At 68.0% G+C, this 9,524-nt stretch carries 10 protein-coding genes; 4 read left to right on the forward strand and 6 right to left on the reverse strand.

All coding sequences use genetic code 11. The features are described 5' to 3' along the window. Positions 1-15 precede the first annotated feature (15 nt). From VI056_07360 to VI056_07370, 3 genes are read right to left on the reverse strand one after another with little or no spacing between them, the layout of a single operon-like run. Positions 16-984 (reverse strand): alpha-ketoacid dehydrogenase subunit beta, encoded by a 969-nt coding sequence (locus VI056_07360; GenBank protein ID HEY6202845.1) that lies wholly within the window; start codon positions 982-984, stop codon positions 16-18. 14 nt (positions 985-998) lie between these two features. Next, the gene (locus VI056_07365) at positions 999-3,434 is read right to left on the reverse strand and encodes a thiamine pyrophosphate-dependent enzyme (protein ID HEY6202846.1); all 2,436 of its coding nucleotides are present in this window, start codon (positions 3,432-3,434) and stop codon (positions 999-1,001) included. Between the two features lie 26 nt (positions 3,435-3,460). Continuing rightward, entirely contained in the window at positions 3,461-4,330 is an 870-nt protein-coding gene (locus VI056_07370) for an alpha/beta fold hydrolase (GenBank protein ID HEY6202847.1), read from the reverse strand. A gap of 18 nt (positions 4,331-4,348) precedes the next feature. Here VI056_07370 and VI056_07375 point away from each other — a divergent pair, with 18 nt between their 5' ends. Beyond that, complete coding sequence (locus tag VI056_07375) at positions 4,349-4,783, forward strand: hypothetical protein (protein ID HEY6202848.1); 435 nt, start codon at positions 4,349-4,351, stop codon at positions 4,781-4,783. 6 nt (positions 4,784-4,789) lie between these two features. Here the strand turns inward: VI056_07375 and VI056_07380 are convergent, their stop codons facing one another. Next, on the reverse strand, positions 4,790-5,542 hold the full coding sequence (locus VI056_07380) for a hypothetical protein (protein HEY6202849.1): 753 nt from the start codon (positions 5,540-5,542) through the stop codon (positions 4,790-4,792). Positions 5,543-5,561: 19 nt separating this feature from the next. Here VI056_07380 and VI056_07385 point away from each other — a divergent pair, with 19 nt between their 5' ends. Continuing rightward, entirely contained in the window at positions 5,562-6,461 is a 900-nt protein-coding gene (locus VI056_07385) for a hypothetical protein (protein HEY6202850.1), read from the forward strand. Positions 6,462-6,470: 9 nt separating this feature from the next. Beyond that, the gene (locus tag VI056_07390) at positions 6,471-6,830 is read left to right on the forward strand and encodes a hypothetical protein (protein ID HEY6202851.1); all 360 of its coding nucleotides are present in this window, start codon (positions 6,471-6,473) and stop codon (positions 6,828-6,830) included. Here the strand turns inward: VI056_07390 and VI056_07395 are convergent. Both VI056_07395 and VI056_07400 read right to left on the reverse strand, forming a co-directional pair. Further along, on the reverse strand, positions 6,827-7,468 hold the full coding sequence (locus tag VI056_07395) for a type II CAAX endopeptidase family protein (GenBank protein HEY6202852.1): 642 nt from the start codon (positions 7,466-7,468) through the stop codon (positions 6,827-6,829). The two genes, VI056_07390 and VI056_07395, sit on opposite strands and share 4 nt — an antisense overlap. A gap of 56 nt (positions 7,469-7,524) precedes the next feature. Continuing rightward, positions 7,525-8,679 (reverse strand): aminotransferase class V-fold PLP-dependent enzyme, encoded by a 1,155-nt coding sequence (locus VI056_07400; protein HEY6202853.1) that lies wholly within the window; start codon positions 8,677-8,679, stop codon positions 7,525-7,527. 153 nt (positions 8,680-8,832) lie between these two features. Here VI056_07400 and VI056_07405 point away from each other — a divergent pair. Further along, positions 8,833-9,524: hypothetical protein (locus tag VI056_07405; protein ID HEY6202854.1), on the forward strand; the 692-nt coding region annotated here is incomplete at its 3' end.

Consider the following 9,524-nt stretch of genomic DNA (forward strand, 5'->3'; position numbering starts at 1 on the left):
GCGAGCAGGGTTCATCTAATACGCCGCCAGCTCGCGCATCTTCGTAGCGATCTTCTCAGGGTCCGGCATGAACCAGTCCTCCTGTGGTTTGTTGTAGGGCATCGCGGGCACCTCGGGTCCTCCGAGGCGCATCACGGGAGCGTCGAGGGCATCGAACGCCTCTTCGGCGATGAGCGCAGCGATCTCCGCCCCGGCACCGAATAGCCGATTGTCCTCATAAACGATCAAACACTTTCCGGTCTTTCGCGCTTCCCGGAGGATCGTCGCGGCATCGAGCGGCCGCAGGCTGCGCACGTCGACCACGTCGACCGAGATGCCCTCCAGGGCCAGCGCCTCGGCGGCCTTCAGGCTGTGGTGGAGCATGAGCCCGTACGCGAAGACCGTGATGTCCGTGCCCTCACGCTTCACGTCGGCCGGTCCCAGCGGGATCGTGAAATCGGGGTCGTCGGGAGCGTCGCCGCGAACGGCCCGGTACGTCGCCTTGTGCTCGAGAAAGATCACCGGGTCGGGATCGCGCAGCGCCGCTCGCAGCATTCCGGTGATGTCGCGCGGCGTGCTCGGCACCACCACTTTGAGCCCGGGCACGTGCGCGTAAAAGGCTTCGACGGACTGCGAGTGGTACAGCGCGCCATGGATGCCGCCACCCCACGGCATCCGGATCACGATCGGCACACCGTACGCGCCGTTCGAGCGATACCGGATGCGCGCAGCCTCGTCGACGATCTGCTCGAACGCGGGCGCACTGAAGTCCGCGAACTGCATCTCCGCCACGGGGAGCAGGCCGCCGATCGCCGCCCCGATCGCGATGCCCACGATCGAGGACTCCGCGACGGGTGTGTCGATGATGCGGTGCTTGCCGAACTCCTCGATGAAGCCGTCGGAGACGCGGAACACGCCGCCGCGAACGCCGACGTCCTCCCCCATCAGGATGTAGCGCTCGTCGCGCCGGAACTCGGCCAGCAGCGTGTCGTGCACCGCCTGCACATTGGTCTTCTCGGTCAACGATCCAACTCTATGTCCAGCGACGGGAAACGATCGGGCTGCCGCTCGCGCTGGATCGCGTACGTCGCAACGAAGATGTCCTCGCGGCTCGGCTTGGAGAAGTAGTCGCCGTCGACACCGACCGGCGTACGGTTCGCGCGGGCGGTGAGCGTGCGAGGTCCGACATCGAGGTGGTCGATGCCGCCCTGCATCTCGATGATCTGCTGGAGGATGTAGGCGGACGCGCCGCCGGGAAGATCCTCGTCAACGACGAGCAGCGCACCGGTCTTCTTCACCGACCCGACGATCGTGTGACCGACATCGAACGGAAGCAGCGTGCGCACGTCGACGATCTCGACGTCGATGTCCGCGGCCGCGAGATCCCGCGCCGCCTCGAGCGCGATCCGGCACAGAGCTCCGTATGTGACGATCGTCACGTCCGAGCCTTCGCGCAGCAGCTCCGGAACACCGAGCGGCAGGGTGTACTCGCCGATGTTCGACGGAACGCGCTCCTTCAGGCGGTACCCCGAGAGAACCTCGATCACCAGTGCGGGGTCGTCGCCGCGAAGCAGCGTGTTGTAGAAACCCGCCGCCTGCGTCATGTCGCGCGGCACGCACACGTGCATACCGCGGAGGGTGCCGAGGAGCATCTGCATCGGCGATCCGGTGTGCCAGATCCCTTGAAGGCGGTGGCCCTTGGTGCGGATGACGACCGGCGCCATCTGCCCCCCTGCGGTGCGGTAGCGCAGCGTCGCGAGGTCGTCCGACGCGAGCTGGAGCGCGAACAAGAGGTAGTCGACGTACTGGATGTCGACGATCGGGCGCAGCCCCCGCAAAGCGGCGCCGATGCCCTGGCCGAGGATCGTCGCCTCGCGGATCCCGGTGTCGGTGACGCGCAGCGCGCCGTGCTTCTCCTGGAGTCCCTCGTACACGAGATTCACGTCCCCGAGCCGGCCGACATCCTCGCCGAGGATGACGATGCGCGGGTCGCGCGTGAGGTTCGCGTCGAAGCAACGCAGCAGCACGAGTCGGCCGTCGACCGTTTCCGGCTTCGCGGGGAACTCGGGCGCGATCGGGCGGACGCGGAGCGGCGACCGGTCGGATTCGCTGAGAAGGTGTGAGTTGTAGCGGGCCTCGTTCTCTTCACGGTAGGTGCGAACGAACCGCGCGAGCTCGGCGCGCGCCGGGCCTTCGCGCCCCCGCAGCAGCGCGAGCGCGCGGAAGGCCGCGACGTAGACCGCGCGGTGGTTGAGCGGATCGCCCGCCTCGCGCAGCTCGCTCGCGAACGAGTCGAGCGGGACGCCGGACTCCGTCGCTGCGGCGGCGATGAGCGTGAGCGCCTCGTCTCGGCGACGAAGGATCGGCTCCTGGAACGTCGCGTATGCCTTCTCCCGGATCTGCTCGACCTCGGAGCGGTCGTGCTTCTCGAACTCGTCGAGCATCTCGGCGTCCGCGATCTCCTCGCGGATCATCCACTCGCGCATGCGCCGGATCGGGTCGGCCTCGACCTCGAAGGTCAGACGCTCTTTTGTCTTGTAGCGCTCGTGGCTGCCGCTGGTGGAGTGCCCCTGCGGCTGCGTCATCTCGATGACGTGCACGAGCGCGGGGACGTGCTCGCGCCGCACGCGCTCGGCGATGATCGCATAGGCATCGCAGAGCGCGACATAGTCCCAACCCTTCACGACCTCGATCTCGAATCCCGGGCCACCGTCGCGCCGCATGCCCGCGAGCGCCGCTGAAACGGAACTCTTCGTCATCTGGAGCTCGTTGGGGACCGAGATGCCGTAACCGTCGTCCCAGACGCTGATGAGGAGCGGGACCTGGAGGACGCCGACCGCGTTCACCGATTCCCAGAACAGGCCCTCGGCCGCAGCCGCGTTGCCGATCGTCGTGAAGCAGACCTCGTCGCCATTCCGCGAGAAGCCCTTCGCGGCCTCGCGAAGGACCGCGGAATCCCGGTACAGCTTCGACGCCCACGCCAGGCCGACCGACCGGGGCATGTGCGCGGCGACGGGTGAGAAGTCGGAACCGACCTGGACCGCGCCGAGGAGATCGCGCCAGTGGCCCTGCTCGTCGATGATGCGTGTCGCGTAGTGGTTCGACATCTGGCGCCCGCCGGAGAACGGATCTCGCGTCACGTCGGCGTCGGCGTAGAGCTGCGCAAAGTACTGCTGGAGCGTTGTGGTGCCCACCGCCAGCATGACCGTCTGGTCGCGGTAATAGCCGCTGCGCCAGTCGCCCGGACGAATGACGTGCGCCATCGCGAGCTGGGCGACCTCCTTGCCGTCGCCGAAGATCCCGAACGGAGCGCGTCCCGCCAGCACTTCACGCCGGCCGAGCTCGCTCGCGGCACGACTTCGCACGGCGAGGCGGTAGTCGGCGATGATCTGTTCGGCGCTGAGGGTGAGCTTGGCGCGTGGCGTCGTGATCGAGGGCCGCGAACGCGTCTTCACGCCGCCGTCAATGTTGCCAGTTTCCTTCACGCAGCGGCGGCCGCTTCGGCGCGGTCGAGGAACGGCAGAAGCGCAGCGAGGAACGCATCGGTCCGCTCGACTTGTGGAAGATGGCCGCAGTCATCGATGAGCTCGATGTGCGCCTGCGGCATCACGCCTTCTGCTTCCGCGGCATGCTCGACCGGCAGCACCCTGTCCTGCCGGCCCCAGACCACGAGCACCGGACCCGCGAAGCGCGACGCGAGCGTGACCCAGTGCTCGCGCAGCGACTGACGAACGCCGAAGATCGTCACGCCCGAACGGAGCGCGCGGACGAACTCGCCGAACGTCGGCAGGCCGTACCGCTCCGCCTCGTCGAACAGCGATGCCGGGATCCGGCGCGAGTCATAGAAACAGGTGCGCAGCACGTCGCGTGCTTGCTCCGGCCGCCCGAACACCCGCGACAGCGTGGGCACGCCGGGGAGCGTGCAGAGCCGCAGGAACAGCGCCACCTCGGTGCCCACGCCGCCGCCCGCGACGAGCGCGAGCGACCGAGTGCGCTCCGGCTGGCTGACCGCGGCGGTGAAGGCGACCGCGCCCCCCATCGAGTTGCCTACCAGATGCGCGGATCCGATGCCGAGCTCGTCCAGCAGCGCGTCGATGAACTTCGGATAGAACGGATCGCGTGGGCCGAAGTGACTGACGTTGCCGGGCGGATCGCTCTCACCGAAACCTGGAAGGTCGAAGGCGATGGTCCGGCGACCCGTTCTCGCGATCGGCGTCATCACCTCACGCCAGTTCTCGGCCCAGCCGCCGACGCCGTGGATCATCACGACCGGATCGCCGCTGCCCGCGTCGCCCTCTTCGAGGACACGTGTGCGAAGACCCATGACGCTCACCATCTTCGAACGGATCACGTCCATATACTGCGCTCGATGCTCTTCTACTACCTATGCACGCTCGGTGAGGAGCGGTACCGCGCGGCGTATCCCACGGGCGCTCAGAGCAAGGACGCCGACGTGTACAAGTGGGTCACGATGCATTCGGGCTCGCCGGCGGTCTGCCAGCAAGAGCACCCCGGCGCGCATCGCTGGCGGCCCGACGAGGGCGGCGATGAGGAGCGGGTGGTCCGCAGCTACTCGGTGCTGCAGTGGGACAAACACGGATTCGACCTCGAGAAGCGCAAGCCCGATGTCGGCGATCAATTCGATTCACCCTGGGGCCCGTCGATCGTGATCGAGCGCGCGGAGGATCCAGCGACGGGCACCTATCTATTGCTGCGCATCTTTCCTCACGGCTACAAGGGCAAGGAAGGCGAAACGGGGATCCAGCGGAACGACATCCCGAAGCAGTTCGCGGGAAAGGTCTAGCGCGCTCTAGCTGCTCTCCGCGTTCGCGTGCGTCCGGTGCGCCTGATGGTGAAGGTGCGCATGCTCGTCTTCCTTCTCCTTCGGCGGGTAGAAGAGGCCCGCGACGTAGAACCGCGACGGCGCCTGAGCGTATGACGACAGCAGCAGATGCACGTCGTACTTCGCGAAGAGCGCCGTACCCCACGTCTCGCGGAAGCGCGTCGCCCACTGCGGCCCGTACCGCTCGCGACTGAGGCGCGCCATCTCATGGAGCTCCCAGTCGAGCACAGGCAGCTCATGGGTCTCGATGCAGTCCTCACTGGCACAGCGGAAGCGAAGCCGGAGTGGCAGGTGAAGCACGTCGCCGTCCGGCTCGGGGCGCACGAATCCGATCGTCGCCGCGCGATCGCGCGCCAGCGTCTGCAGCGACTCGAGCGATGCGTAGAGGTTCGGCCGCACGAATGGCCAGCGCAGGCGCCACGCGTCCTTCGCGTCGACGTAGGCCGTCGCGGTCACTTCACCGTCCACGTTCACCGTCTCGGGTCGCACGTCGCGCTCGTCCCGAAGCGTGCGCGCGTGGATCCAGGACCAGCGCAGCAGCGGTGGATCGGTGTCGTTCCCCTTCCACGGAAAGGGCGATAGGCGAAGCAGGCGACCGCTTTCTCGATCCACGCCGATGACCGATGCGCGCTCGACCGGGAACTCATTGGCCGCGATCGTTTTGGCGATCGCTAGGACGTCGTGTTCCGCCCTCGCGTCCTCGATCTGCGGTTCGCTCACGTCGTCACAATACGGGCGTATGCGTGATGGCCTCGCGCGCGAGTTCCCCGAAGCCGGACGGGCCGTCGCATGGACGCGAGCACGCATCGGTCCGATCGGTCCGCGGTCTGAGCCTGTCGTTTGGGCGGCGATATCGGGGATCGGCGCCGGCTTCCTCGTCAGCGACATCGCGCAGGTCGTCGTCGGGCTCACGAGCCGCGCAGTGCAGTCCGCGCAGAGCCCACTGCCGTTCAACCTCTTTCCTCTGGTGACGATCGCGGGAAGCGCCGCGGCGGCGGCCGTGGCGCTCGGTGCCGGCGGCCCTCTCGCCCTCGCGATCGAGCTCGCATACCACGCGCTCGGGGTCGCGCTCAGGATCCCCGGGGTTACGACGTTCTGCGAGCGGTCAGGCGGCGCCTTCCCGACCGGGCCGGGTCCCGATCAGTGCACCGCGTTTGGCTTCCTCGCATCCCTATGGCCGGAGTTCGTCGGCATCGGTCTGGGTATCGCGTTCGCGCGCGCGATCACGACGCGGGGCAGCGGCATCAACTCGCTGCTTCGGATCGCGGGCAGCCTGGCCATCGCACTCACGATCCTGAGCCAGCTGTGGGCCGCCACGGTCGCTCAGACCGCGAACGCACTGACGAGCGGGCTCACGATCGCGGCGGGCATGGCCGCGGCTGCTGTCGCGGCAGGCGTCGTCGCCGCGCAGCTACCGCTTGGCGTGCGGAACGCCGCGATCGTCGGCGGCATCTGGCTTCTGCCGTGGCTAGGGCTGCAGCTTCCACTCGGCCTGCAGAGCCTCGGGCCCACCCTCCCCGCCGAGTTCGTCGCGTCGATCATTGTGACCGTCGTCGCTCCGCCGATCGCCGCCGCCTTTCTGGTGCTGAGCGCCGTGATCGCATCGCGGGCGCGGTTCATCCCGCGCGATGTTGCGTAGCATCGAACGATGACCATCGACGAGAAGGAGCTGGCCCTTGCCGCGGAACATCCGCGCGGCACCGAGCGCCGCCGGCTCCTCCCCTACCGCAACGCGCTGAACGACGCGGTGGCGTACGCAGCGCTAGCGGAGGCAGATCGCGACGCGATCGTCCGCTGGACCGAGGTGCGGCGCCGGATCCGCGACACGATCGGCCTCGACAACGATCCCGCGAATCTTGCGGACCCGCTCCTCCCGTACGACCGACTGCGCGCGCACGTCCTCGAGGGCGAGCGCATCGCCGCGCGCCGCACCGTCTTCAACGATCCGGGCGGGGATCTCCTCGAGGTCGTCGCGGTGCTGCGGGCCACGCCAAACGGGAGCGGCTAGCGACCAGCCACAGACGCGGCCGAGGCGAACACGGCGACACCGTTCACGACCGCGTGAAGTGCGACGCACGGATAGAGGCTGCCAGACCGGCTCCGGAGATATCCGAGACCCAGACCGGTGACGAGCACCCACGGCAGATCGACGACCGCGCCGTGAGCTAGCGCGAAAGCGACCGCGCTGCCGACGATGGCGACCGGTTGCCCGAAGGACTCGAGGAGGCGAAAGCCGAGACCGCGGCAGGCCGCCTCCTCGACGATCGGCACGAACAAGGCGATCGCGAGCGCGTTCGCGATGAACGCGCCTGCCCGCGTCGGATCCCAGAACTGCGGCACGGCCTGCTCTCGCGCGCCGTGCCCGAGCACGATCTCGAGGGCGAACGAGGTCGCGTAGATGGCGGCGAGCGCCGCGCCCGCGATGCGCGTTGCAGAGGGCCACGACACCGGCCATCGCAAGGCGAACGCATCGCGCAGCGGCAGGCCGCGAGCGACCCCGAGGAGCACGAGCAGGATGACCCCGTCGAACGCGAGGGTGAAGATCGCGGTCGACCAGCGGAAGAGGAGATCTGGCTGGGCGCCGTCGCCGCCAGCGGCAAACCGCGCGCCGTACCCCAGCGCCGCGATCGTGGCGATGAGGGCCATCCACGCGGCGAGCCGCCGGCCGTCGCGCGGCGTGTTCAGACCGTCGCGCGGCGCGTTCAGGCGGTCGCGGCCATCGCGCGGAGCGGCGCGAGCAGCTCGAGCGCGCGATCCATCTCCTCCGCCGTGTTGAAGTAGTGCGGCGACAGGCGCACCAGGCCGGGCCGGCTGTCGCAGATGACGCCCATCGCGCGTAGCGCATCTACGACGCTCTGCGGCTCTGGATGCTCGAGCGTGACGATGGCGGTCCGCTCGGCCGCGACGCGCGGGCAACGCACCGTCCAACCCTGCGCGATGGCTCCCTCGACGAGGCGCTGCGACAGCAGCATGTGGCGCTCCCGGACCGTGGCCACGCCGACCTTCGCGAGAAGCGCGAGACCCGCGCGCGCGGCGTAGATGGCAGCGACGGCCGGTGTTCCGTACTCGAACCGGCGAGCACCCGCGCCATACGCGAGATGCTCGACGTCGAACGCGAACGGATCCATCACGCCCCACCACCCGACCGCGCTCGGCCGTGCGCGCTCCGCGACCTCGCGCCGCGCGTAGAGGAACGCGATGCCCGGTCCGCCCATGAGCCATTTCAGCGTGCCGCCAACGAGGTAGTCGATCCCCGACGCGTGAACGTCGAACGGGAATGCGCCGATCGACTGGTACGCGTCGACGACGAGGACCGCGCCCTTCCGGTGGCAGATCTCGGCGAGCGCGCGAACATCCTGGATCCAGCCGGTCGTGAAGTAGACGTGGCCGGTGCAGACCGCCGCGGTGCGCTCGTCGATCGCGCGCTCGAACAGCTCGAGTGGCATGCGAACACGGTCGGGACTGTGGATGAACTCGACGCGCGCTCCGCGATCTTGGACCGCGAGGAACGCGTGGCCGTCCGTCGGGAAATCCAGATCAGAGACCACGACCTTGGGACGCTTCGAGTAGTCGAACGTGCTCGCGATCCCGACCAGACCAGCGGAGACGTTCGGCTCTATCGCGATCTCATCCGTGGTCGTGCCAAGCACGACGGCGAGGTCTTCGCGCAGCGCCTGGTACTCGCCGATCCAGTGGTCGTACCAGGCTCGCCCGCCGAGCTCGGTCCACTCGCGCGCGAAGCGCTCGATCCTCTCGCGACCCGATGTCGGGAGCGGAGTGAGCGAACAGTTGTTGAGGTACACGAGCTCCCGCGTTATCGGGAACTCGTCGCGCCAGCGGCGCTCCTGCTCATCCATCTGCCGGCCGTAAGCGTAACGGTGATTGAAGCGACGCTTGAGCGCTTGACCACGGGAGTAGAACTAGCGCTTCAGCGGTGGCGTAAGCGGGAGGTGCCGAGCCGGACGATCTCAGCTGGTCGGGAAGTCGCAACGGAAAAGAGGGAGACACTCATGAGGCGCGTTCTCGTACTCGTAACTGTCGCGGCACTGGTGGGACTGTTACCGGGCTCGGCCGTTGCAGACGACAACAACAAGGTGCAGGCCGTGCCGTTCACGTTCGTTGGCACAGCCGCCGAGTGCAGCCCGTCGCCGGCCGGAAGCCGGATCGTGACGGCAGCGTGGCTCGGCGGAATGGGCCTGCCGGACAACGGTGGCCCGAACGCAACGACGCCGAACGATCCGCACACGGGACTCTTGCTCTCGAAGAACGGGCCCACGGCCGACTGTTCATCGTCCGGCGCGCGGATCACCGGCGTGCAAGGCATGACGGTGGACGCGGCCTTCACGCTCGGCTTTGAGTACCGCAACGGCGGGCACTGCGGCGCTGGAGCGCCCCGCTTCAACGTCGTGGCGAAGCTGGGGACAGCAGCCGAGACCTTCCACTTCGTTGGCGGGTGCTCGAACGAGACCACTCCAATAGGTGCTACCCAGGACCCGACGCAGTGGACTCGCGTGATGTTCCAGACATCGAACCCGGCCGAGTCGTTCCCGGTCATCCCCGTCGGCAGCAAGATCGTGTCGATCTCGATCCTGTATGACGAGGGCACTGACACGGCGAACAACGACACACAGGGCGTCGGACTCGCCGTCATCGACAACATCTGGATCAATGGCAAGCTCATCACGAGCGGGCCGAGCGGCAA

Source organism: Candidatus Limnocylindria bacterium, from assembly GCA_036523395.1.
Taxonomy (GTDB): domain Bacteria; phylum Chloroflexota; class Limnocylindria; order P2-11E; family P2-11E; genus CF-39.

Excerpts from the sequence above, each read along its gene's own strand:
- VI056_07375 (HEY6202848.1), top strand. The coding sequence starts at position 4,349 with ATGCTCTTCTACTACCTATGCACGCTCGGTGAGGAGCGGTACCGCGCG.
- VI056_07385 (HEY6202850.1), top strand. The coding sequence starts at position 5,562 with ATGCGTGATGGCCTCGCGCGCGAGTTCCCCGAAGCCGGACGGGCCGTC.
- VI056_07390 (HEY6202851.1), top strand. The coding sequence starts at position 6,471 with ATGACCATCGACGAGAAGGAGCTGGCCCTTGCCGCGGAACATCCGCGC.
- VI056_07395 (HEY6202852.1), bottom strand. The coding sequence starts at position 7,468 with ATGGCCCTCATCGCCACGATCGCGGCGCTGGGGTACGGCGCGCGGTTT.
- VI056_07400 (HEY6202853.1), bottom strand. The coding sequence starts at position 8,679 with ATGGATGAGCAGGAGCGCCGCTGGCGCGACGAGTTCCCGATAACGCGG.